The following is a 21,679-nucleotide window of genomic DNA, read 5'->3' on the forward strand; positions in this document are numbered from 1 at the left end:
ACCAGAGGACAGAATTGTTAACCAGCAGCACGTTCCTTGGGCTGGGCGCGATGGGCGGTGCGCTCGCGACCGCCGCGCTCGACGCCGGCAGTGCCGTCACGGTCTGGAACCGCAGCGCGGACCGGACCCGACACCTTGGCGAACGGGGTGCCGCCGTCGCCGGCACCATCGAGGAGGCGGTGGCCGGCGACGGGGTGATCGTCGCCTGCCTGCTCGACCACCGGTCGGTGCACGACGTACTCGACCCGGTCGCCGCGCGACTCACCGGACGTACCCTCGTCAACCTCACCACCACGACGCCGAACCAGGCACGCGACCTCGCCGGCTGGGCGGCCGCGCACGACATCGACTACCTCGACGGCGCGATCATGGCGGTGCCGGCGATGATCGGTGCCCCCGGATCGGTGATTCTCTACAGTGGCTCGGCCACCGCCTTCGACACGTACCGGCCACTGCTCGACCGCTGGGGGCAGAGCAGCCACCTCGGCACCGACGCCGGCCTGGCCTCCCTCTACGACCTGGCGATGCTCTCCGGGATGTACACGATGTTCGCCGGCTTCACCCACGGCGCGGCGATGGTCGGTGTGGACGGCGTCTCCGCCACGGAGTTCGCCGGCCGGGCCGTGCCGTTCCTCGCCGCCATGACCGGGGCGCTGACCCACGCCGCCGCAGTCATCGACGCCCGCGACTACGCGGGCGAGGGCCAACAGAGCCTGGAGTTCACCCGGAGCGCGCTCGACACGATCACCCAGGCGAGCCTCGACCAGGGAGTGGCCGCCGAGGTGTTGCGCCCGATGCGCGACCTGGTCCGCCGGCAGATCACCGCCGGGCACGGCAAGCAGGGTTCCGACCGCATCTTCGAGGAACTGAGGAGCGTCCGATCAAGGCGCCAGCTGACCAGTTCACGCGACCAGGCCCAGGCGGCGCAGCGCGCACCGTGTCCGGGTGGGCGCGGTGCGCGGTGCTACCGTGATCTGACTGATGGTGAGCGGAATGGTGCCGGCCACACCGGACGATGACGAGCTGTGGCGGTTGGCCGTGCGCACGCTCGACGGCAACTGGGAACACGACCACACCGTGCCGTCGCGCACCCTCTACCCGCACCAGTGGAGCTGGGATTCGGCGTTCATCGCGATCGGCTGGGCGCATGTCCGTCCCGATCGCGTCTGGAGGGAGCTGAGCAGCCTCTTCGCCGCCCAGTGGGCCGACGGGCGGGTGCCGCACATCGTGTTCAACCCGGCGGTGTCCGCTGACGCGTACTTCCCGGGGCCGGGGTTCTGGGCCTCGGCGACGGTCGCGGGGGCACCCCGGGTGGCCACCTCGGGGCTGGTCCAGCCGCCGGTGCACGCCCTGGCGGCGTGGCACGCCTACCGCCGGGCACCGTCCGAGTCGGGCCGCGCCGCGCTGGGGCGGCTCTACCCGCGACTGGTGGCGCAGCAGCGCTACCTCGCCACCCGCCGCGACGTCGGCGGCGCCGGGCTGGCCAGCATCGTGCATCCGTGGGAGTCCGGGTTGGACAACAGCCCGGCCTGGGACGAGCCGATGGCCGCCGTACCGGCCGAGGTGGCGGCGCTGCGCGCGTACCGGCGGCGGGACCTGGCCCACGCCGCCGCCGCGCATCGGCCCACGGACCTGGACTATGCCCGGTACGTCGCGATCGTCACCGCATACCGCACGGCCGGCTACCGCGACGACGGCCTGGCCGACCGGCACCCCTTCCTGGTGGAGTGTCCGCTGTTCAACGCGGCGATGGGGGCCGCCGAGCACGCGCTCGCCGGGATCGCCGGTGAGATCGGCGCGGATCCCGGCCCGCACCGGGAGCGGGCGGCCCGGATCACCGCCGCCCTGGTGGACCGGCTGTACGACCCGACGACCGGCACCTTCCACCCGCGTGACCTGCGTACCGGCCGCTGGACGCCGGCCCGTACGGTGCTCGGCCTGGCACCGTTGATCCTGCCCGACCTGCCGGCGCGCCAGGTCGAGGCGATCCTGGCCGAGGCGGGTTCGGCCCGGTTCGGTCTCGCCGCCCGGATGACCCGGCCGCTGCCCAGCCACGACCGCACCGCCACCGACTTCGAGCCGCTGCGCTACTGGCGCGGCCCGAGCTGGATGAACATCAACTGGCTGGTGCGGCACGGTCTGCTCGGGCACCGGCGTCCGGAGTTGGCGGCCGGCCTGCGGACCTCGATGATCGAGTTGGCGGCCCGGGCGGGCTGCCACGAGTACTTCCATCCGGAGACCGGCGCCGGCCTCGGCTCCCCGGCCTTCGGCTGGACCGCCGCGTTGCTGCTCGACGTGCTGGCGGCCGACGGCGGGTGACCCGCAGGCGAGGGAGAGAGCGATGGCCCGGGACAGCTACGACGAGCAGCTCGACCGGCTGACCGGGATGCTGGCCACGATGAGCCGGGACGCCGGGGCGGCGATCCGGGGTGCCAGCACGGCCCTGTTCGACGTCGACCGGGGCGCGGCCGAGGCGGTGTTGGCCGGCGACGCCGCGCTGGACCGGTGCCGGGCCGAGGCGGAGGCGCTGATCCCGCAGGTGCTGGTCCGGCACCAGCCGGTCGCCTCCGACCTGCGGCTGGTGGTGTGCGCGCTGCGTATCGCCGCCGCCCTGGAGCGGATGGGGGACCTCGCGGTGCACATCGCGAAGGTCGTCCTGATGCGGTATCCGGTGGGCGTGGTCCCGGAGCCGGCGGTGCCGGTGCTGACCACCATGGCGGAGGCGGCGGCCCGGATGGCGGAGAAGACCGCGGTCGTGCTGGCCACCCGGGACCAGTTGGCCGCCACCCAGCTCGGGCTCGACGACGACGAGGTGGACGCCGCCGAGAAGCGCCTGCTGTCGCTGCTCGTCTCCGGCTGGCCGTACGGCGTCGAGTCGGCGATCGACCTGGCCCTGGTCGGCCGCTACTACGAGCGGTACGCCGACCACGCGGTGAATGTCGCGCGGCAGGTGGTGTTCCTGGTCACCGGAACGATCCGCCTCTGACCGCCAAGTTCATTTTTCGTTCACCTGGAGCCGGGAGTCCGGCTACCTGCGCCTCCTAGCTTGACTCGCGTACGGCCCGTACGGGCTGATGCACCCCGATAGAGAGGCTTACCTGGTGAACCGCAACGTGCTTTCGCGGCGCGTCCTCGCTGGCGTCGCGCTTGCCGCGCTCGCGCTTACCGGCTGTGGTAGCAACGACAACAGCAGCGCAGCGTCGGGCGCGAGCGGCGGCGACAGCGCCTACGCGAGCCTGTCCGGCGAGTTGAAGGCGTCCGGCGCCAGCTTCCCGGACGCGTACTACCAAGAGGTGATCGAAGCCTTCAAGGCCGAGGCCTCCGGCGTGACGGTCACCTACAACGCGACCGGCTCGGGCACCGGCAAGAAGCAGTTCGGTGAGGGCCTGGTCGACTTCGCCGGCACCGACAGCCTGGTCAAGGAGTCCGACGGCGTGGCCGCCGGCTCGTTCCTCTACGTGCCGACGGTGGCGGCGCCGATCACCGTCTCCTACAACCTTCAGGGCGTCGACAAGCTCCAGCTCAGCCCGGAGACGCTCGCCAAGATCTTCCAGACCGACATCAAGACCTGGGACGACGCGGCCGTCAAGGCGGACAACCCGGGCGTCGAGCTGCCGAACACCCCGATCGTGGTGGCCCACCGCTCGGACGGCTCGGGCACCACCAGCAACTTCACCAAGTACCTGGAGGCGGCCGCCGGGGGGACCTGGAAGCTCGGCAGCGGTGACACCGTGGCCTGGCCGGCGAGCACCCAGGGCGGCGAGAAGAACACCGGCGTGGCGCAGATCGTGCAGCAGACCAACGGCGCCGTGGGTTACGTGGACCTGAGCGACGCCAAGGCCACCGGCCTGAAGTTCGCCGCCATCAAGAACAAGGACGGCCAGTTCGTCGAGCCCACGCTGGAGGGCACGACCGCGGGCCTGGAGGGTGCCGAGATCGCCGACGACCTGAGCTACAACCCGCTCAACGCCGCCGGTGCCACCGCGTACCCGATCACCGCGCCGACCTTCATCATCGTGCAGACCTCCTACGGTGACGCCGCCAAGGCGGAGCTGGTCAAGGGCTTCCTCACCTACCTGCTCAACGACGGCCAGGAGCTGGCCAAGGAGATCGACTTCGCGCCGCTGCCCGCCTCCCTCAAGGAGAAGGCGCTGGCCCAGATCGACAAGATCCAGGGCTGATCAGGATCAAGATCGCTAGGGCGGTCCGGCTGGGGACGGGATCACGTCGATCCCGTCCCTAGCGGGGTCCCTGAGCTGGAGTGAAGATGACCTTGACGAACAAGTCTCCCGCCTCCCGGTCGACGCTGACCCAGCGCGACGGCAGCGCCGTCGGCGACCGCGTCTTCTCCTGGTGGACGCTCGGCACCGGCCTGCTGGTGCTGGCGATCCTCGGGCTGATCCTGATCACCACCGTCCGGGAGGCGTGGCCCGCGTTCGACGCGATGGGCCTGCGCTTCCTCACCGAGCGGGTCTGGGATCCGAACCCGGCCACCGGCGACGCCATCTTCGGCGCGCTGTCGTTCGCCTACGGCACGGCGATCTCGTCGCTGATCGCCCTGCTCTTCGCGGTGCCGGTCTCGGTGGGCATCGCGCTGTTCCTCACCGAGCTGGCGCCGCGCCGGCTGCGCGGTCCGGCGGTGACCGTGATCGACCTGCTCGCCGCCGTGCCCTCGGTGGTCTTCGGGCTCTGGGGCATCCTGGTCGTCGCACCCGCCATGGTCCCGGTCTACAACTGGTTCCACGACATGTTCGGCGGCATCCCGGTGCTGGGTAACCTCTTCGGTCCGGTGACCAGCGGTCGCAACTTCATGACCGCCGGCCTCATCCTGGCGATCATGGTCACGCCGATCATCACCTCGATCACCCGCGAGGTGTTCAGCACCGTCCCGCGCGCCGACAAGGACGCCGCCCTCGCGCTCGGTGCCACCCGCTGGGAGATGATCCGGGGCGCGGTGTTCCCGCACAGCTTCGGCGGTGTGGTCGGCGCGGTGATGCTCGGCCTCGGCCGGGCCATGGGGGAGACCATCGCGGTGGCGCTTGTCATCGGCGGTGCCACCAACATCACCGGCAACCTCTTCGCTCCCGGCAACTCGATGGCCGCCGTCATCGTGCAGCAGTTCGGTGAGTCCACCGGCACCTTCACCGCGGCCCTGATCGGTCTCGGCGTCGTGCTCTTCGCGATGACGGTGCTGATCAACGTGCTCGCCCAGACGGTCGTCCGTCGGGCCGAGGCCCGGATGAAGGGAAGCATCGCGTGACCGTCGCCGCACCAGCCGCCACCCGCCCGGCCGCCGGTCGTCCCGACCTGACCCGGGCGGCCCTCTCCGGCCGTCGCCGCTTCACCAACCACCTGGCCACGGCCGCCATCTGGGGTGCCGTGCTGCTCGCCGTCGTTCCGCTCGCCCTGGTGACGTACACCGTCATCGGCAAGGGCGGCGGGGTGCTGAGCCTGTCCTTCCTGACCGAGGACATCCCGAACTCGTACCGCCGCGAGGGCGGTGGCATGGCACCGGCGATCGTCGGCACCCTGGTCATCACCGGGATGGCCGCGCTGATGGCCATCCCGCTCGGCGTCTTCGGCGCGGTCTACCTCAACGAGTACGGCAAGCAGCGACCGCTGGCCCGGGTCATCCGGCTGATGGCCGACGTGATGACCGGCGTGCCGTCGATCGTGATGGGTCTGTTCATCTACATCTCCTGGGTGCTGCTCGTCGGCGAGCAGACCGGTTTCGCCGGTGCGCTGGCGCTGGCCTGCCTGATGCTGCCGGTGGTGATCCGCAGCAGTGAGGAGATGCTCCGGCTGGTCCCGGACGAGCTGCGCCAGGCGAGCATGGCGCTGGGCGCCCGCAAGTGGAAGACCACGCTCACCGTGGTGCTGCCGGCGGCCATCTCCGGCATCACCAGCGGCTCGCTGCTGGCCGTCGCCCGCGCGGCCGGCGAGACCGCGCCGATCATCATCGTCACCGGCATCGTCTTCGCGCCGAACTGGAACCTCTTCGCCGGCTCCAACACCGCGCTGCCGGCGCAGATCTTCCGCAACGCCAGTACCTCGTTCCCCGCCGCCCAGGATCGGGCCTGGGGCGCGGCCCTGACGCTCATCGTGATCGTACTCAGCTTCACGATCATCGCCCGATTCATCTCGAGCCGGTTCGCCATCAAGGAGCGCTGACATGGCCAGCAACGACACCGATCTGACCACCCGCCCGTCCGTCGCGGTGCACGCGGCCGGCACCACCGCCTCCGGCGTCGAGACCGCCGGCGCGCCGGTGATGCAGCTGCACGACGTAAGCGTCTACTACGGCAGCTACGAGGCGGTCCGCGGCACCACCATGCCGATCCAGCAGAACCAGGTCACCGCGATGATCGGGCCCTCCGGCTGCGGCAAGTCCACAGTGCTGCGGGCGTTGAACCGGATGAACGACCCCATCCCGGGGGCCCGGGTCAGCGGCGAGGTCCTCTTCCACGGCCAGGACCTCTACGCCCGGGACGTCGACCCGATCCAGGTCCGTCGCCGCATCGGCATGGTGTTCCAGAAGCCGAACCCGTTCCCGAAGTCCATCTTCGACAACGTCGCCTACGGGCTGCGGATCAACGGCATCAAGGGCCGCCTCGACGACCACGTGGAGGAGGCGCTGACCCAGGCCGCGCTCTGGGACGAGGTCAAGGACAAGCTCCGCAAGAGCGCCCTGGCGCTCTCCGGCGGCCAGCAGCAGCGGCTCTGCATCGCCCGGACGATCGCGGTCAAGCCCGAGGTCATCCTCATGGACGAGCCCTGCTCGGCGCTCGACCCGATCGCCACGGCGAAGATCGAGGACCTCATGTTCGAGCTGACGAACGACTACACGATCGTGATCGTCACGCACAACATGCAGCAGGCCGCCCGGGTCAGCCACTACACCGCGTTCTTCACCGCCGAGGTGGACGAGCAGCAGGTGCGGCACGGCCGGTTGGTCGAGTTCAGCCAGACCGGCAAGCTCTTCACCAACCCCGCCGACAAGCGTACGGAGGACTACATCACCGGCCGCTTCGGCTGAGCCGGAACCGGAGCCGGTACGCGATGAACAACCTCGTCGGGGCCGCCCCGGGTGATCGTCGGTCCGACGGCCGTTTCGTGCTGCTCGTGGTGGACGACGACGAGGCCGTCGGTGCCGCGCTGGTCACCGAGCTGGCCGAGCACCGGGTACGCGGACACCACTACCCGTACGCGGCCGAGGCCCTGCTTGCCGCAGGCACCCTGCAACCGGACGCGGCGGTGGTCGCCGCCGGGCTGACCAGCATGAGCAGCGCCGAACTGGTGCGCCTGCTGGCCTGTCGGGCCGGCATCCCGACCGTGGTCGGGGTCGGCGACGACGACGGCGGGACCGCCGCGGCCGGCCTCAAGGCGGGTGCCACGGCCGGCGTACGGCGACCGTACCGGGCCGAGGAGGTGCTGCCGATCCTGCGGGCGATCCGCCCGGAGACCGCCGCCGCGCTCGACCCGCCGATCGAACTTGGCGGGCTGCGGGTGGACCCGTCGACGTTCGAGGCGCACCTGCGCGGGCGGCCGGTGGCCCTGCCGATGAAGGAGTTCCGGCTGCTCTACTTCTTCATGAGTCACGCCGAGCGGACGGTCACCCGGGAGCAGCTGCTGGCCGCCGTCTGGGGTGGGGTCGCCGACGACGCGTCGAACACCCTCACCGTGCACATCAAGCGGCTGCGGCGACGGCTCGCGCTGGACGGCGGAGCGCCGCCGATGATCGTTACCGTACGCGGCCTGGGTTACCGGTTCGTGCCGGCCGCGTCGAACTCAGCCGAGCAGGACGAAGATCGGGGCGCCGACGAGCGGACCGAGGATCGCACCCGCGACCACCTGGCCCACGGTGTGGGCGCCCAACCGAACCCGTGACCAACCCACCAGCCCGATCAGGGCCAGCAGCGGGGTGACCGCCGGGCCGAAGAGGTAGCCCAGGGCGGCCACCGAGGCGGCGCAGATCGCCGCGTGGGCGCTCAACTTCCAGACCTGGTTGACCCCGCCGATGGCGGCCACGATTGCGAACATCGCCACCACCAGGGCCACCAGTGGGCGGGGCGCGCCGAGTGCCACCAGCACCGCCAGCCCGGCGAGGACCGAGACCAGCCCGTGCAGCAGCGGCCGGCGGCGCTGGGTGCGTACCCCGATGTGGTGGTCGGTCAGCTGGCCACGTCGTACGCCCAGCCAGATGATCCCGTACGGGATGACTGAGCAGAACAGCACGGCCAGGGCGCCCCAGCCGAGCCCGACCGCGACGGCCGGCGCGGTGCTGTGCACGGCGACCACCATGGGCAGTACCGCGGCGAAGACCGCGGGCGCGAAGACCTCGGTGGTGAGCCGGGCCAGCCGGTAGGCGGCGGAGCGGGTACTCCGCTCGACAACGGTGGGCACGGGCCCACGGTACGGGTCCGCGTTGCGCCTGTGGGTCCGGTCCGTTTGTCGGCTCCGGGCGGGGGTAACCAGCGCGGCGCTGACGAACGGAGGGCGGCGTGCGGTTTCCCCTTTTCGTCGACGCGGTGTCGCGCCGCTCGGGCCTGCCGCCCGAGCTGGCCGCGACGGTCGTGCGGGCGGTGTTGCAGACCATGGCGGAGCGGACGACCGGCCCGAGCACCGACCCGACGGGTTACCTTCCCGCCGAACTCGGCGGCACGTCGGCCCCGCATGCCCCCGAGGACTTCCTGCGTCGGGTTGGCGAGCGGGCCGAAGTCGACGAGCGGACCGCTGGGACCGGCGCGGCAGCGGTCTTCGCGACGCTGCGCGAGGCGGTCACGGTCGACGAGTTCCAGGAACTGCTCGCCCGGCTACCCGCCACCGGCGACGGCACGAGCCACCCACTGACCGGCCCGGACGAGGTCGGGCCGTAGCCGGACCGGGCGGAGGTCCCTGCCCCTGCCGGACGAGAGGTTGGCGACGGCGGTTAGGCTGCCCGCCGTGGCAGGTCTGTTGCGGAGCATGGCGGCCCGCGTCGGCGCGGCGATTCCGACCCCCCGGCGTGCCGGGCCGACTCCGGCCCGGGTCGCGCGGCCTCGTCAGGTCAACGCGTTGCAACGCCGCGAGTTGTCGTATGCCCCGGAGCCCGACGGCCAGGCCGACCCGGGCGAGATCGTCTGGACCTGGGTGTCCTACGAGGACGATCCCCGGCAGGGCAAGGACCGGCCGGTGCTTGTGGTGGGCCGGCAGAGTCGGACGCTGTTCGGGCTGATGCTTTCCAGCCAGCGGGATCGCGACGGCGAGCGGCACTGGCTGGCGCTGGGCCCCGGCGAGTGGGATCGGGAGAAGCGGCCCAGCTGGGTGCGGTTGGACCGGGTACTGACGATGCGCGAGGACGGCATCCGGCGCGAGGGCGCGGTGCTGGACCGGGCCCGGTTCGACCGGGTCAGTCAGGCGTTGCGCGCCGGCTACGGCTGGCACTGAGCGAACAGCGGGCGGCCCTGGGCGGCAGCCGCCCCCGGCCGGTCTCTCAGCACTCGGCGAGGTGGGCGGTGTCGCGTAGGGCCCGGCCGCTGCGGCCCGACCCGAGCCCCTTGGCCTGGTACATCGCCGCGTCGGCGCGGTCGAGCGCCTCGGTGAGCTGGGTCCCCTGCACCGGCGCGAGTCCGACCGAGGCGGTCACCCGCAGGGTGAGCCCACCCAGCGGGATCGGCGCGGCGAGCATGTCGTAGAGCCGCCGGGTGGCCTGGTCGATCCACCTGTGGTCGAGCGTGGGGCTGGCCAGCAACCCGGCGAACTCGTCACCACCGAGTCGCCCGACCGGGTTGTCGCCGGCGAAGGCGGCCAGCCGCTGGGCGACGTGGATCAGGACGTGGTCACCGGCCGAGTGCCCGTACCGGTCGTTGATCTGCTTGAAGTCGTCCAGGTCGAGCACCACCGCGACCAGCGGTCGGCCGGTGCCGTCGGTGAGCAGCGCCGCGGCGAGACGGTAGAAGGCCCGCCGGTTGGGCAGGCCGGTCAGCGGATCGTGGCTGGCCGCGTGCCGTTCGGCGGCTAGTTCGGCGCGGAGCCTACCGATCTCGGCCTCGGCGCGTACCGCCCGGCGGCCCAGCTGCCAGGAGGAGAGCAGGGCACCCGCGGCGCAGATGCCGGACGCGACGGTCAGCGGATCCGGCACCGACCTCTCCCTTCGCCCCCGCCGCAGCGCCCAGCGCGGCCAGACACCTCGTTTCCCCTGGTGGCGGCCAGGTTCACGTAACAGAATGTGAGCGGATGCGCACCGCTCACATGCGCTATCATGCTCGCTGTCCATTGCAGATGCAATAGCAGATGCACGTGCAGAATCATCGAGAGTCGACACCGTCCCCTCATGCCGCTACCGCTCCTCCCCACGGCACCGGCGCCTACCGGAGAGAACCACGCACACATGCAGCAGCCGCCGAACGGTGTTCCCGTACCCCAGTTGCCTCCTCTCGCCTGGCAGAAAAGCCGGCGCAGCAATCCCAGTGGAAACTGCGTCGAACTGGCGGAGTTGCCCGGAGGTGCGGGGATCGCGATGCGCAACTCCCGGCACCCGGAGGGGCCGGCGTTGATCTACACCGTGGACGAGATCGCCGCGTTCGTGCGCGGTGCCCGGGACGGAGACTTCGATCATCTGATCAGCTGACCCCACATCCCATCTGCGGGAATCGCCGCGCACGGGATGGAGGTTCACCTCACTGATGGTTCATGGCATGCTTACAGGTCGGTCGGGCCGGTTCACCGGTTCGGCCCACCGGATGACATGCGGAGGACGGCAGGTGACCATGGTTTCCGCCGAGCAGGGCCCGGCGGCAGGGCCGACCGTGCTGCGGATGCTGCTTGGCGCGCAACTGCGCCGGCTGCGCGAGTCACGCGGGGTCACCCGGGAGAGCGCCGGCTGGGAGATCCGGTCCTCCGAATCGAAGATCAGCCGGATGGAGCTGGGCCGGGTCGGCTTCAAGGAGCGCGACGTCGCCGATCTGCTCACCCTCTACGGCGTCACCGCCGAGCAGGAGCGCGCCGCGCTGCTCAAGCTGGCCCGGGACGCCAACAGTCCGGGCTGGTGGCACCGCTACGGTGACGTGCTGCCGTCGTGGTTCCAGTCGTACCTTGGCCTGGAGGCTGCGGCGGTGCTGATCCGCAGCTACGAGGTCCAGTTCGTGCCGGGGTTGCTCCAGACCCGGGAATATGCCCGGGCCGTGGTGCTGCTCGGCCACTCCGGGGCCGACCCGGTCGAGGTCGATCGCCGGGTGGACCTGCGGATGCGGCGTCAGGAGCTGCTGCACCGCCCGCGCCCGCCCCGGCTCTGGGCGGTGGTCGACGAGGCGGCGCTGCGCCGGCCGATCGGTGGTCCACAGGTGATGCGTGGCCAACTGGAGGCGCTGCTCGAAGCCACCCGGACGTCGAACGTCCGGTTGCAGGTGATCCCGTTCGCCGCCGGTGGGCACGCTGCGGCCGGCGGTGCCTTCACAATTCTCCGCTTCGGTGACCAGGACCTGCCGGACATCGTCTACATCGAGCAGTTGACCAGCGCGCTCTACCTGGACAAGCGCGAGGATCTCGACTTCTACGCGCTGGCCATGGAACGACTCTGCGTCGAGGCCGAGCCGCCGGAGAACACCCCGGACATCCTCAAGCGGATCATCGCCGACATCGACTCCGTGTGACTCTCCGGCCCCGCTGACCTGCGCAGACGGCGCGGGGCAGCGGGGCCGTCAATCATCTGCGTTGACATCCTTCGCTCTCTGCGGCTAATCTCTGGATCGATCCAGTCTGAATCGATCCAGAAGAGAGGGCGGGCCGATGAAACCGACCCTGCGAGCCGTCGCCGAGGCCGTCGGTGTCTCGCGGAGCACCGTCTCCAACGCCTACTCCCGCCCGGACCAGCTCTCGGCTGAGCTTCGCCGACGGATCCTCGACACCGCCCGCGAGATGGGCTATCCGGGTCCCGACCCGACCGCCCGCTCGCTGCGACGCGGCTTCGTGGGCGCCATCGGCGTGCTGTTCACCTCGCAGTTGTCGTACGCCTTCACCGACCCGTTCGCGCTGCGGTTCCTCACCGGGGTCTCCGAGGCGGCCGAAGGGCACGGCAGCAGCCTGCTGCTGGTCCCGCTGCCCACCGACCCGGCGGGTGCCCGCAAGGCGGTGGAGAACGCCGCTGTCGACGGTTTCTGCGTCTACTGCGCCGGTGACGAGGAGGACATCCTCGACACCATCCGGGGTCGCGGGTTGCCCTTCGTCACCACCTCCTCGCGTCCCCGGGCGGGCGACCGGTGGGTGGGCATCGACGAGCGCGCCGCCGCCCGGTCGGTCGCCGAACACCTGGCCGGTCTCGGCCACCGGCGGGTCGCCCTGCTCGGCGACGACGTCCTGCCCGACGCCGCCACCGGCCGGCTGCGGGTGGCGGACGTCGCCGACGTACCGCACCCGACCACCCGCGACCGTCTCGCCGGCTTCGCCGACGCCTTCGCCGTGGTCGGCGTCGGCTGGCCCGAGCTGACGATCCTCTCCGCACCCGGCAACAGCCGGGCCGCCGGTGCCGCGGCCGTACGCGGGCTCGACTCCCTTCCCGAGCCGCCGACCGCCGTCCTGGCCTGCTCCGACGTGCTCGCCCTGGGCGCGCTCGACGCGCTCGCGGCGCCCGGCGGGCCGGGCCGGACGGTCTCGGTGACCGGCTTCGACGACATCGCCGACGCCGCCACCGCCGGACTGACCACCGTGCGCCAGCCCGGTGAGGAGAAGGGCCGCTCGGCGGCCGGCCTCCTCTTCGACCCGCCCACGGAGGCCTCGGCGGGTCAGATCCTCCTGCCCACCACACTCGTCGTCCGCACCAGCAGCGGACCAGCCCCGAGGAGTTGACCATGGAACAGCCCACCGGCTTCATCTTCGCCGTCGACGCCGTCACCCGGCACGTCACCTCCGCGCGACCGGACGCGCCGGTCCGCCCCGACCCGCCACGCGCCACGCCACTGGCCGGCGTCCGTCGCCTCGCCGCGACCGCCCTGCACCACCTCGCCGACCAGATCCAACCCACCCCGCTGCCGTGCAAGGAAGGGCCCCTTGCTAACGCCTAGCGTGGTAAAAGGGCCCCCTATTAACAATCGGTAGCCGGCCGGGGCGGGTGGTGGACCGCCCGGGCGACCAGGCAGACTGGATGCCGATGTCGCCGTTAATGCCGAACCTACGGTTGCACGACCGTTACGTGCTGCACGACCGCGTCGGCCTCGGTGGGATGTCCGAGGTGTGGCGCGCCGACGACGACGTGCTGGGCCGACCCGTCGCGGTGAAGGTGCTCGCCGGCACGTTCGCCGTCGATCCGGAACTGCGGGCCGTGATCCGGCGGGAGGCCCGCGCCGCGGCCCGGCTGGCCCACCCACACGTGACCCAGGTGTACGACTACGGCGAGGCGACGCTCGACGGCGGCACCGTGCCATACCTGGTGATGGAACTGGTCGACGGGCGCAACCTCGCCGACCGGTTGGCCGAGGGCCCGCTGCCCTGGCCGTCCGCGCTCCGCACGGCCGCCGAGGTCGCCGCCGCGCTTGCCGCCGCCCACCGCATCGGGGTGGTGCACCGGGACATCAAACCGGGCAACGTCATGCTTACCGACACCGGTGCCAAGGTGCTCGACTTCGGCATCGCCGCGCTCGCCGGTCCGCAGTCCGCCGGCACCGGGCGCAGCAGCGAGCCGATGATGGGTACGCCCGCGTACACCGCGCCGGAGCGGTTGCACGCCGGGGCACCGAATCCGGCCAGCGACGTGTACGCGCTCGGCGTACTGCTTTATCGCACCCTGACCGGTGACGTTCCGCTGCCCGTACGCAGCTGGGAGGAGGCCGTGCTGGTGCACGCCCGCCGGCCGCCGGTGGCACCGCCGCAGGTGCCGGGGCTGCCCGCCGACGTCGCCGACCTGGTGCTGGCCTGCCTCGACCCCGAGCCGGCCCGGCGGCCCGGTGCCGCGGAGTCGGCCGCTCGGCTGCGTGCCGCCACGGCCGGCACGGCGGGACCCTTCACCGCCCTGCTGCCGATCGTCGCGCCGGCCGGCCAGGGAGACACCGTGAGCCGGCCTGCCTCCGTCCAGCCGCCGACCCTCGTGGACCGCGCCGGCACCTGGCCCGCCACCGGCCCCACCGCCCCGACCGCCATCGGCCCGACCGCCATCGGCCCGACGACCGCCACCGGCACCGCGACCGCGCCCGGTGGTTCCACCTTCGCTGGTCCCGGTTCCGCGCGGGCCGCAGCCCCGCCCTGGTCGGCGTCCGCGCCGGTGACGGGTGCTCTGGCCCGTGGGGTCGGCCGCAACGGGCGTGGTTCCGGTCGGTCCCGGCGGCGGTACGCCCCACCGACAGGCGCGCTGGTCGCGGCCGGCCTGGCGCTGCTCGTCGGGCTCGGTGCGCTGCTCGCCCAGGGCAACGGCGACGGCGACGGCGGGGCGGCACCGGGGGCGGCGGCCAGCAGCGCGCCGGCCGCTCCGGCTGCGGTGCCGACCTCGGCCACCCCGGCGGCACCGCGTCCCGACCCGTCGCCGGCCGACCCCGAACCGGTCAGCCTGCGGCAGACCGCCACCGAGTTCGTCACCCTGCTCGCGGAGGCGCAACTCGTCGGTGACATCGACCGCAAGGCCGCCGATCGGCTCCGCAAGGACCTCACCGATCTCGCCGGGGGCAAGCCCAAGGACCGGGAGAAGCGGATCGAGAAGCTACGCGACCGCATCGAGGACGAGGCCGAGGACGGTCGGCTCCCCGCCGACTTCGCCGACCGCCTGGACGACCTGCTCGACCGGCTCGAAGCGACGCTGCCCGAGGAGGACTGACCGGCCTCGTCAGGTCAGCGTCACCTGCACGTACTCGCCCGGCGCGCTGCCGGCCCGGGCGAGCAGCCGGCCGTCCGCCGCCCAGATCGCCGACTGGCCGGCGGCCTCGGAGTAGCCGCCGCCGGTCGAGCCGGCAAAGCTGGCGACCGCCGCGACCACCCGGTGGGTGCTGACCACGCGCAGCGCCCGCTCGTCGGAGAGTTCCGCTTCGTCGGCCTGGTGGAGGATGGCGCCGACGTAGACGTCGACACCGAGGGCACAGGTCCGTGCCGCATGCTCGACGACGCCGGTGTCCTTGCAGATCGCCAGGCCCAGCCGCCAACCGTCGACCGTCAGCACCACCGGCTCGCGCCCCGGTGTGAAGCGGTGGACCTCCGGCGCGCCCAGCCACATCTTGCGGTACGCCACCCGCGCGCCGGTGCCCTCCACGGCCAGGGTGGCGATGTGGTCGCCGGCCACGGGCGCGCCGACCAGCGCGACGGTCCCCGTCTCCGCGCACGCCTCGACCAGCGGTGCCAGTCGCGGGTCGGCCGGGTCGACCGGTGCGGCGTCCAGTTCGTAGCCGGTAAGCGAGAGTTCCGGGAAGACCACCACCCGGGCCGCCGCCGCGCGGACCAGCGCCACGTGCGCTGCCACGTTCGCGCCGACGTCGTACGCTTCGCAGGTTGGCTGGGCGACCGCGAGCCGTAACGGAGTGCGCACCGACATCACCTCCACGCCTGCGCAGCGTAGAGTCTTCTCGTTCCGGAAGTCGATACCGACTGAGCGGTTCCCAGGATCAGTTCGTAGCGTAGGGGCCATGATTCTCCTGCCGTACGCCGCCGAAGAACCCAGCCCGTCCGGGCCCCCTCAGGACGGCCTGGTCGGTTTCGTCACCGACCTGGTGGAGCGGCTCGGCGGTCCGGGAGCAGGGCTGGCGGTGGCGCTGGAGAACCTCTTCCCGCCGATTCCGAGCGAGGTCATCCTGCCGCTGGCCGGGTTCGTCGCGGCGCAGGGCCGGATGAGCGTCGTCGGGGCGATCTTCTGGACCACCCTCGGCTCGCTGCTGGGCGCCCTGGCCCTCTACTACATCGGTGCGGGGCTGGGACGGGAGCGGACGCGGGCGATCGCGGCCAAGCTGCCGCTTGTGAAACTCAGCGACATCGACCGGACCGAGGAGTGGTTTCTCAAGCACGGCGTCAAGGCGGTCTTCTTCGGCCGGATGATTCCGATCTTCCGGAGCATGATCTCCATCCCGGCCGGTGTGGAACGCATGCCGGTGCTCACCTTCGTCCTCTACACCACGCTGGGCAGCCTGATCTGGAACACCACGTTCGTGCTGGCCGGCTACCTGCTCGGAGACAACTGGCACCTGGTCGAGGGGTACGCCGGGATCCTCCAGAACCTGGTAATCGTCGCCTGCGTGATCGGGTTGGTCTGGTTCGTGGTGACCCGGCTGCGCAGGTCCCGGCGCTCCGGTGGCCTCAGGTCCAACGACAGCGGCGCGGGACTGGGCGACGTCACGCAGGCCGGGGTGCCCGACCCGGACGGCCGGGGCACCATCTACCGCAGCGCCTGGGCCGACGACCAGCGCCGCCCCGACCAGCACCCACCCCGCTGAATCCGCCGCCCGACCTCGTCCGTCGCCGGCAGGGGCGGTCCGGCACCAGGATTCGCGAAATACTACGCCGATGGACGGGGAACTGGGCTGGGCGGACGCGGTCGGGGTCGTCGAGCTGCCCGGCGGGGTAAGGGTACGGGGACGGCGCATCGCGGACGCGGCGTCGCCGGCCGACTTCAGCCTGCTGCTCGCGCCCGGTCCGACACCAGGCTGGGAGTACCGGCGGGTACGCTGGCCCGACTTCTGGGTGCCGGTGGACCGGGCGGACGCCCTGGACGCCCTGCGCGAGGCGCTGCGCCGCGGCTACGCCGGCCAGCGGGTGGAGGTGGCCTGCCGGGGCGGTACGGGCCGGACCGGCACCGCGCTGGCCGCGCTGGCGATTCTCGACGGGTTGCCCGCCGACCGGGCCGTCGACTGGGTCCGTGCCGCGTACCGGCCCCGCGCGGTGGAGACCCCCTGGCAACGTCGCTGGCTGCGTCGGCTGGTCTGAGACCGGGGCCGGCTCACCGGGGGAGGACGAGCCGGCCCGCCGCTCAGCGTGTGACGTACTGACGCAGGTGCTGCGCGGTCAGGGTGTCGCCGTGGGCGACCAGGTCGGCGGGGGTGCCGGTGAAGACGATCCGGCCGCCGTCGTGCCCCGCGCCCGGCCCGAGGTCGATAAGCCAGTCCGCGTGCGCCATCACCGCCTGGTGGTGCTCGATGACGATTACCGTGTTGCCGGCGTCGACGAGCCGGTCCAGCAGCGCGAGCAACTGGTCGACGTCGGCCAGGTGCAGGCCGGTGGTCGGCTCGTCCAGCACGTACGTGCCGGCCCGGTCGGCCATGTGGATCGCCAGCTTGAGCCGCTGCCGCTCGCCGCCGGAGAGGGTGGTCAACGGCTGGCCCAGGGTCAGGTAGCTGAGCCCGACGTCGGTCATCCGGTCCAGGATGGCCCGCGCGGGTCCGCTGGGGAAGAAGTCCCGGGCCTCGGCCATGGACATGCCGAGCACCTCGCCGATGTTCCTGCCGCGCAGCCGGTAGGTGAGCACCTGGTCGGTGAAGCGCCGGCCCTCGCACTGCTCGCAGACCGAGGCGACGCCGGCCATCATCGCCAGGTCCGTGTAGACCAGCCCGATGCCCTTGCACGTCGGGCAGGCGCCCTCGGAGTTGGCGCTGAACAGCGCCGGCTTCACCCCGTTGGCCTTGGCGAAGGCGGTGCGGATGGGGTCGAGCAGACCGGTGTAGGTGGCCGGGTTGCTGCGCCGCGAGCCGCGGATGGGGGACTGGTCCACCACGACCACTCCGTCCCGGCGATGCAGCGAGCCGTGGATCAGGGAACTCTTGCCCGAGCCGGCCACCCCGGTCACCACGGTCAACACACCGAGCGGGACGTCCACGCTTACGTCGCGCAGGTTGTGCAGGTCGGCGTGGCGGATGGCGAGCTGGCCGGTGGGGGTACGGACCCGGTCGCGCAGCCGTACCCGGTGATCCAGGTGGCGGCCGGTCAGGGTGTCGGAGCGACGCAGCCCGGCCACGTCACCGGTGTAGCAGATCGTGCCACCGGCGGTGCCCGCGCCCGGTCCCAGGTCGACCACGTGGTCGGCCACCGCGATGGTCTCCGGCTTGTGCTCGACGACGAGCACCGTGTTGCCCTTGTCCCGCAGCCGCAGCAGCAGGTCGTTCATCCGGGCGATGTCGTGCGGGTGCAGGCCGACGGTGGGTTCGTCGAAGACGTACGTGATGTCGGAGAGGCTGGAGCCGAGGTGCCGGACCATCTTGACCCGCTGCGCCTCGCCGCCGGAGAGGGTGGCGGACTCGCGGTCGAGGCTGAGGTAACCCAGCCCGATCTCGACAAGCGAGTCGAGCAGGTCCCGCAGGTTCCCGGTCAACGGGGCGACGGACTCGTCGTCGATGCCCCGGACGAACTCGGCCAGGTCACTGATCTGCATGGCGGAACACTCGGCGATGTTGCGCCCGGCGATCCGGGCGGAGAGCGCGGCGGCGTTGAGTCGGGTGCCGCCGCAGTCGGCGCAGGTGGTGAAGGTGACCGCCCGGTCGACGAAGGCCCGGATGTGCGACTGCATGGACTCGCGGTCCTTGGCCAGGTACAGCCGGCGCACCTTGACGATCAGACCCTCGTAGGTGATGTTGGTGCCACCGATCTTGATCTTCGTGGCCGGCTTGTGCAGGAAGTCCGCCCACTGCTGCGGGGTGAAGTCCTGGAGCTTGACGTCCGGGTCGAACAGGCCGGAGCCGACGATGGTCTGCCAGTACCAGGTGTCGACGCCGAAGTTCGGCACCGTGATGGCGCCGTCGTTCAGCGACTTCTCCACGTCCACCAGTTCGTTGACGTCCAGGTCGGAGACCCGACCCAGGCCCTCGCAGGCGGGGCACATCCCCTCGGCCAGGTTGAAGCTGAACGCTCCGGCCCCGCCGACGTGTGGGGTGCCGAGCCGGCTGAAGACGATCCGTAGCATCGCGTACGCGTCGGTGGCGGTGCCCACTGTGGAGCGCGAGTTGGCACCCATCCGCTCCTGGTCGACCACGATGGCGGGGGTGAGGTTGCGCAGCGAGTCGACGTCCGGCCGGGAGCGGCTGGGCATGAACGACTGGAGGAAGGCGCTGTAGGTTTCGTTGATCAGGCGCTGCGACTCGGCGGCGATGGTGCCGAAGACCAGCGAGGACTTGCCGGAGCCGGAGACCCCGGTGAAGACGGTGAGCCGGCGCTTGGGAATGTCGACCGAGACGTCGGCGAGGTTGTTCTCCCGCGCCCCGCGTACCTCGATCAGATCGTGGCTGTCGGCGGCGGACTGTGCTGGCTGCTGCATGCGAACCCTTCGCGAGATCGTGGACGGACCGCCACCCGGGACACCGGGTGGGGGATTGGCCTGACCACTTCAAGTGTCTCATTCACGCGCCTGTAGAGACTTTTGCCGCATTTATCGCGTGGGCTGATGAGCTATCTGACCGAAAGTCTCAAACGACGCGTAAGCGGTAGGGTGATCGGGTGGCGGGTCCGACGAGCAACCGCCGACTGCGCGCGGTCGACCTCGCCGCGACGGTCGGCATCTCCGTGCAGCAGGTCCGCAACTACGTCGATCTCGGTGTGCTGCCGCCGGTCGAGCGCACCCCGAGCGGCTACCGGATCTTCACCGATGCGCATGCCCTGGCGCTCGCCGTGGTGCGGACGATGGCCGAGGGGCACGGCTGGGCGCGTACCCGGGAGGTGATGGCGGCGGTGCACCGCGGTGACCTGCCGGCGGCGCTGGCGGCCCTCGACGCCGGCCACGCCGAACTGGACCGCGAGCGCGCCGAGATCCGTCGGGTGCTCGGCGCGTTCGAGACGGTGGTGACCAGCCCGCCGGTCGCCGCGCCGCGCCGCGCGGTCCGCATTGGCGCGGTGGCCGATCTGGTCGGGGTTCGCACCTCACAGCTGCGTCTCTGGGAGGCTCGCGGGCTGCTCCGACCGGTCCGCGAGCGGGGCACCGAATACCGGGTGTACGACGAGAGCGAGGTGCGCGCCGCCCAGGTGGTGGCGCTGCTGCGCCGAGGCGCCTATCCGTTCGAGATCATCACCGCCGTGCTCGACGAACTGCGGACCACCGGCAGCCCGCAACGGGTCCGCGCCGAGTTGGCCCGCCGGGAGCAGGACCTGCACCGGCGCAGCCTGCGACGGCTGGCCGCGTCGGCGGCTCTGCACGACTACCTGGGCCGCGCCGCGCCGTGACCGCATTGCGGCGTTTCTAACCGCAGGGTGACCGTCCGGTCAACCAGTTGTGATCTGGTGCGCAGCGCGGTGGGCGGTGGCCCGAGGCCACCGCCCACCGTCGATGTCTCGCGGGATCAGCGCACCGTGCAGGGCGACGCCAGGTTCACCAGGTCGGCGGGACGGTTGCCGTTGACCCGGCCGATCGCGGTGGCGATCCGGTTGATGGCGGCGACCCGCCGGTCCACCAGGGGACCGACGATGGCGTTCTGGACGAAGTTGGCGCCGCCCTGGGGGTTGGCGGCCTGCTGGGCGAGGCGGGCGTTGGCGTCGGCGATCTGCGCGTCCAGGTTGGCCAGTTCCCGCTGCACCTCGGCGGCGGCCTGGGCGGGCACGGCCGGCAGCCGGTCGGCCACGCTCGGGCAGCTCACGGTCTGGGCGACACCGGCGTTGCCGTTGTTCCCCGCGTTGCCGTTACCGGCGTTGCCGTTGTTGCCCGCGTTGCCGTTACCGGCGTTGCCGTTGTTGCCGGCGCCCGCGTTGCCGTTGACCGCGCTGGGGGTGCCGGCACCGTTCAGCCCGCAGGTGGCCAGGGCGGCGAGGTTGGGCCGCTGCCCGCCGACCCGGTTGATGTTGATGCCGATCCGGTCGAGGGCGGCGGTGCGCTTGCTGGCCAGTGGGCCGAGGATGGCGTTCTGGATGAAGTTGGCGCCGCCCTGGGGGTTGGCGGCCTGTTGGGCGAGGCGGGCGTTGGCTTCCTCGATCTGCTTGTCGAGGTTTGCCAGTTCCTGCTCGACTCCGGCCTGTGCGGCGGCCGGTACGTTGGCCAGCTTGTCCCGCACCGTCGGGCAGTTGACCGTCTGCGCTCCGGCGGCGCTCGAACCGCCACTGTTGCCCGCGTTGCCGTTACCGGCGTTGCCGTTGTTGCCGGCGCCCGCGTTGCCGTTGACCGCGCTGGGGGTGCCGGCGGCGTTCAGGCCGCAGTTCGCCAGGCTGCTCAGGTCGGGCCGCTGCCCACCGGCGCGGTTGATGTTGATGCCGATCCGGTCGAGGGCGGCGGTGCGCTTGCTGGCCAGTGGGCCGAGGATGGCGTTCTGGATGAAGTTGGCGCCGCCCTGGGGGTTGGCGGCCTGTTGGGCGAGGCGGGCGTTGGCTTCCTCGATCTGCTTGTCGAGGTTTGCCAGTTCCTGCTCGACTCCGGCCTGTGCGGCGGCCGGTACGTTGGCCAGCTTGTCCCGCACCGTCGGGCAGTTCGCCGTCTGCGCCCCGGAGCCGGCGCTGTCGTCGGCCGAGGCCAGCGTCAGACCGGCCCCCAGCAGCGCCACCGCGAGGACGCCGACCCCGCCGAGCTTCAGCGCGGCGTGCTTCTGGAGCTTTCGCGTACGCCTGACCATGCTTTCTCTCCTCATGATTGACCGCCCGACGGGGTCGGACCCCGCCGGCTGATGCGCCGTGGATGCCGGGAGGGTGACCGACGGCGGCGGCCGGCCCGCCGTACGTCCCCTCCGCGGATGCTGTCGGACCGGCGGCGGGAGCGCTCCCGTTGCTGGTCCGGAAGGTTGCGATGGTTCGGTCGTGGATACGCGGCGGCCCGGGCTGTCGGTTCAACGCCGACGCG

22 protein-coding genes and 1 pseudogene are annotated in these 21,679 nt (G+C 71.8%); 18 read left to right on the forward strand and 5 right to left on the reverse strand.

Going from position 1 to position 21,679, the window contains the following annotated elements:
* The first annotated feature begins 14 nt into the window (after nt 1-14).
* The 8 genes and pseudogenes from AC507J_RS11005 to AC507J_RS11040 all read left to right on the forward strand — a co-directional run.
* On the forward strand, nt 15-1,019 hold the full coding sequence (locus AC507J_RS11005; protein WP_496289006.1) for an NAD(P)-dependent oxidoreductase: 1,005 nt from the start codon (nt 15-17) through the stop codon (nt 1,017-1,019).
* Nucleotides 982-2,319, forward strand: a complete 1,338-nt coding sequence (locus AC507J_RS11010; RefSeq protein ID WP_496289007.1) for an MGH1-like glycoside hydrolase domain-containing protein — start codon at nt 982-984, stop codon at nt 2,317-2,319. Before AC507J_RS11005 ends, AC507J_RS11010 begins: the two co-directional genes overlap by 38 nt.
* A 22-nt stretch (nt 2,320-2,341) precedes the next feature.
* The gene (gene phoU, locus AC507J_RS11015) at nt 2,342-2,986 is read left to right on the forward strand and encodes a phosphate signaling complex protein PhoU (RefSeq protein WP_496289008.1); all 645 of its coding nucleotides are present in this window, start codon (nt 2,342-2,344) and stop codon (nt 2,984-2,986) included.
* Nucleotides 2,987-3,101: 115 nt separating this feature from the next.
* Complete coding sequence (pstS, locus tag AC507J_RS11020) at nt 3,102-4,181, forward strand: phosphate ABC transporter substrate-binding protein PstS (protein ID WP_496289009.1); 1,080 nt, start codon at nt 3,102-3,104, stop codon at nt 4,179-4,181.
* 86 nt (nt 4,182-4,267) lie between these two features.
* Nucleotides 4,268-5,260: a phosphate ABC transporter permease subunit PstC gene (gene pstC, locus AC507J_RS11025; RefSeq protein WP_496289010.1), complete on the forward strand. Its 993-nt coding sequence runs from the start codon at nt 4,268-4,270 to the stop codon at nt 5,258-5,260.
* Nucleotides 5,257-6,171 (forward strand): phosphate ABC transporter permease PstA, encoded by a 915-nt coding sequence (gene pstA, locus AC507J_RS11030; RefSeq protein WP_496289011.1) that lies wholly within the window; start codon nt 5,257-5,259, stop codon nt 6,169-6,171. Before pstC ends, pstA begins: the two co-directional genes overlap by 4 nt.
* Before the next feature lies 1 nt (nt 6,172).
* A complete protein-coding gene (pstB, locus tag AC507J_RS11035) occupies nt 6,173-7,036 on the forward strand; it encodes a phosphate ABC transporter ATP-binding protein PstB (protein WP_496289012.1) in 864 nt (287 codons plus the stop codon).
* A gap of 23 nt (nt 7,037-7,059) precedes the next feature.
* Nucleotides 7,060-7,776: pseudogene (locus tag AC507J_RS11040) on the forward strand (winged helix-turn-helix domain-containing protein); the annotation flags it as partial.
* A 12-nt stretch (nt 7,777-7,788) separates the two neighbouring features.
* On the opposite strand, the gene AC507J_RS11045 reads toward AC507J_RS11040, so the two are convergent.
* A complete protein-coding gene (locus AC507J_RS11045; RefSeq protein ID WP_496289013.1) occupies nt 7,789-8,403 on the reverse strand; it encodes a phosphatase PAP2 family protein in 615 nt (204 codons plus the stop codon).
* Nucleotides 8,404-8,501: 98 nt separating this feature from the next.
* Here AC507J_RS11045 and AC507J_RS11050 point away from each other — a divergent pair, with 98 nt between their 5' ends.
* A complete protein-coding gene (locus AC507J_RS11050) occupies nt 8,502-8,876 on the forward strand; it encodes a DUF2267 domain-containing protein (protein ID WP_496289014.1) in 375 nt (124 codons plus the stop codon).
* A 67-nt stretch (nt 8,877-8,943) separates the two neighbouring features.
* Nucleotides 8,944-9,426: a type II toxin-antitoxin system PemK/MazF family toxin gene (locus tag AC507J_RS11055; protein WP_496289015.1), complete on the forward strand. Its 483-nt coding sequence runs from the start codon at nt 8,944-8,946 to the stop codon at nt 9,424-9,426.
* Nucleotides 9,427-9,472: 46 nt separating this feature from the next.
* Here the strand turns inward: AC507J_RS11055 and AC507J_RS11060 are convergent, their stop codons facing one another.
* A complete protein-coding gene (locus AC507J_RS11060) occupies nt 9,473-10,120 on the reverse strand; it encodes a GGDEF domain-containing protein (RefSeq protein ID WP_496289016.1) in 648 nt (215 codons plus the stop codon).
* 249 nt (nt 10,121-10,369) lie between these two features.
* Between AC507J_RS11060 and AC507J_RS11065 the strand changes: the two genes are divergently transcribed.
* The 5 genes from AC507J_RS11065 to AC507J_RS11085 all read left to right on the forward strand — a co-directional run bounded on the left by AC507J_RS11065 (nt 10,370) and on the right by AC507J_RS11085 (nt 14,776).
* Nucleotides 10,370-10,609: a DUF397 domain-containing protein gene (locus tag AC507J_RS11065; RefSeq protein ID WP_341715565.1), complete on the forward strand. Its 240-nt coding sequence runs from the start codon at nt 10,370-10,372 to the stop codon at nt 10,607-10,609.
* A gap of 139 nt (nt 10,610-10,748) precedes the next feature.
* A complete protein-coding gene (locus AC507J_RS11070; protein WP_496289141.1) occupies nt 10,749-11,630 on the forward strand; it encodes a Sco1979 family transcriptional regulator in 882 nt (293 codons plus the stop codon).
* 136 nt (nt 11,631-11,766) lie between these two features.
* Complete coding sequence (locus AC507J_RS11075) at nt 11,767-12,822, forward strand: LacI family DNA-binding transcriptional regulator (RefSeq protein WP_496289017.1); 1,056 nt, start codon at nt 11,767-11,769, stop codon at nt 12,820-12,822.
* Nucleotides 12,823-12,824: 2 nt separating this feature from the next.
* Nucleotides 12,825-13,037 carry a hypothetical protein gene (locus tag AC507J_RS11080; RefSeq protein ID WP_496289018.1) on the forward strand — a complete coding sequence of 71 codons (213 nt, stop codon included), beginning with the start codon at nt 12,825-12,827 and terminating at the stop codon, nt 13,035-13,037.
* 86 nt (nt 13,038-13,123) lie between these two features.
* Nucleotides 13,124-14,776 (forward strand): serine/threonine-protein kinase, encoded by a 1,653-nt coding sequence (locus AC507J_RS11085; RefSeq protein WP_496289019.1) that lies wholly within the window; start codon nt 13,124-13,126, stop codon nt 14,774-14,776.
* A 9-nt stretch (nt 14,777-14,785) separates the two neighbouring features.
* On the opposite strand, the gene AC507J_RS11090 is transcribed toward AC507J_RS11085, so the two are convergent.
* On the reverse strand, nt 14,786-15,484 hold the full coding sequence (locus AC507J_RS11090; protein WP_496289142.1) for a carbon-nitrogen hydrolase family protein: 699 nt from the start codon (nt 15,482-15,484) through the stop codon (nt 14,786-14,788).
* 91 nt (nt 15,485-15,575) lie between these two features.
* On the opposite strand from AC507J_RS11090, the gene AC507J_RS11095 reads away from it, so the two are divergent.
* Complete coding sequence (locus AC507J_RS11095) at nt 15,576-16,376, forward strand: DedA family protein (RefSeq protein WP_496289020.1); 801 nt, start codon at nt 15,576-15,578, stop codon at nt 16,374-16,376.
* A 70-nt stretch (nt 16,377-16,446) separates the two neighbouring features.
* Entirely contained in the window at nt 16,447-16,866 is a 420-nt protein-coding gene (locus tag AC507J_RS11100) for a protein-tyrosine phosphatase family protein (protein ID WP_496289021.1), read from the forward strand.
* A 43-nt stretch (nt 16,867-16,909) separates the two neighbouring features.
* Here AC507J_RS11100 and AC507J_RS11105 read toward each other — a convergent pair whose 3' ends face one another.
* Nucleotides 16,910-19,183, reverse strand: coding sequence for an ATP-binding cassette domain-containing protein (locus tag AC507J_RS11105; protein WP_496289022.1), 2,274 nt, complete (start codon nt 19,181-19,183; stop codon nt 16,910-16,912).
* A 179-nt stretch (nt 19,184-19,362) separates the two neighbouring features.
* Here AC507J_RS11105 and AC507J_RS11110 point away from each other — a divergent pair, with 179 nt between their 5' ends.
* Nucleotides 19,363-20,082: a MerR family transcriptional regulator gene (locus AC507J_RS11110; RefSeq protein ID WP_496289023.1), complete on the forward strand. Its 720-nt coding sequence runs from the start codon at nt 19,363-19,365 to the stop codon at nt 20,080-20,082.
* Nucleotides 20,083-20,198: 116 nt separating this feature from the next.
* Here the strand turns inward: AC507J_RS11110 and AC507J_RS11115 are convergent, their stop codons facing one another.
* Complete coding sequence (locus tag AC507J_RS11115) at nt 20,199-21,455, reverse strand: hypothetical protein (protein ID WP_496289024.1); 1,257 nt, start codon at nt 21,453-21,455, stop codon at nt 20,199-20,201.
* Between the last annotated feature and the right edge of the window lie 224 nt (nt 21,456-21,679).

This window comes from Micromonospora sp. PRAS1 (genome assembly GCF_059553435.1).

Coding starts and splice junctions, on each gene's coding strand:
- pstC (WP_496289010.1), top strand. CDS start 4,268: ATGACCTTGACGAACAAGTCTCCCGCCTCCCGGTCGACGCTGACCCAG.
- AC507J_RS11075 (WP_496289017.1), top strand. CDS start 11,767: ATGAAACCGACCCTGCGAGCCGTCGCCGAGGCCGTCGGTGTCTCGCGG.
- AC507J_RS11070 (WP_496289141.1), top strand. CDS start 10,749: ATGGTTTCCGCCGAGCAGGGCCCGGCGGCAGGGCCGACCGTGCTGCGG.
- AC507J_RS11115 (WP_496289024.1), bottom strand. CDS start 21,455: ATGGTCAGGCGTACGCGAAAGCTCCAGAAGCACGCCGCGCTGAAGCTC.
- AC507J_RS11090 (WP_496289142.1), bottom strand. CDS start 15,484: ATGTCGGTGCGCACTCCGTTACGGCTCGCGGTCGCCCAGCCAACCTGC.
- phoU (WP_496289008.1), top strand. CDS start 2,342: ATGGCCCGGGACAGCTACGACGAGCAGCTCGACCGGCTGACCGGGATG.
- AC507J_RS11080 (WP_496289018.1), top strand. CDS start 12,825: ATGGAACAGCCCACCGGCTTCATCTTCGCCGTCGACGCCGTCACCCGG.
- AC507J_RS11065 (WP_341715565.1), top strand. CDS start 10,370: ATGCAGCAGCCGCCGAACGGTGTTCCCGTACCCCAGTTGCCTCCTCTC.
- AC507J_RS11100 (WP_496289021.1), top strand. CDS start 16,447: ATGGACGGGGAACTGGGCTGGGCGGACGCGGTCGGGGTCGTCGAGCTG.
- AC507J_RS11095 (WP_496289020.1), top strand. CDS start 15,576: ATGATTCTCCTGCCGTACGCCGCCGAAGAACCCAGCCCGTCCGGGCCC.
- pstB (WP_496289012.1), top strand. CDS start 6,173: ATGGCCAGCAACGACACCGATCTGACCACCCGCCCGTCCGTCGCGGTG.
- AC507J_RS11085 (WP_496289019.1), top strand. CDS start 13,124: ATGTCGCCGTTAATGCCGAACCTACGGTTGCACGACCGTTACGTGCTG.
- AC507J_RS11010 (WP_496289007.1), top strand. CDS start 982: ATGGTGAGCGGAATGGTGCCGGCCACACCGGACGATGACGAGCTGTGG.
- AC507J_RS11105 (WP_496289022.1), bottom strand. CDS start 19,183: ATGCAGCAGCCAGCACAGTCCGCCGCCGACAGCCACGATCTGATCGAG.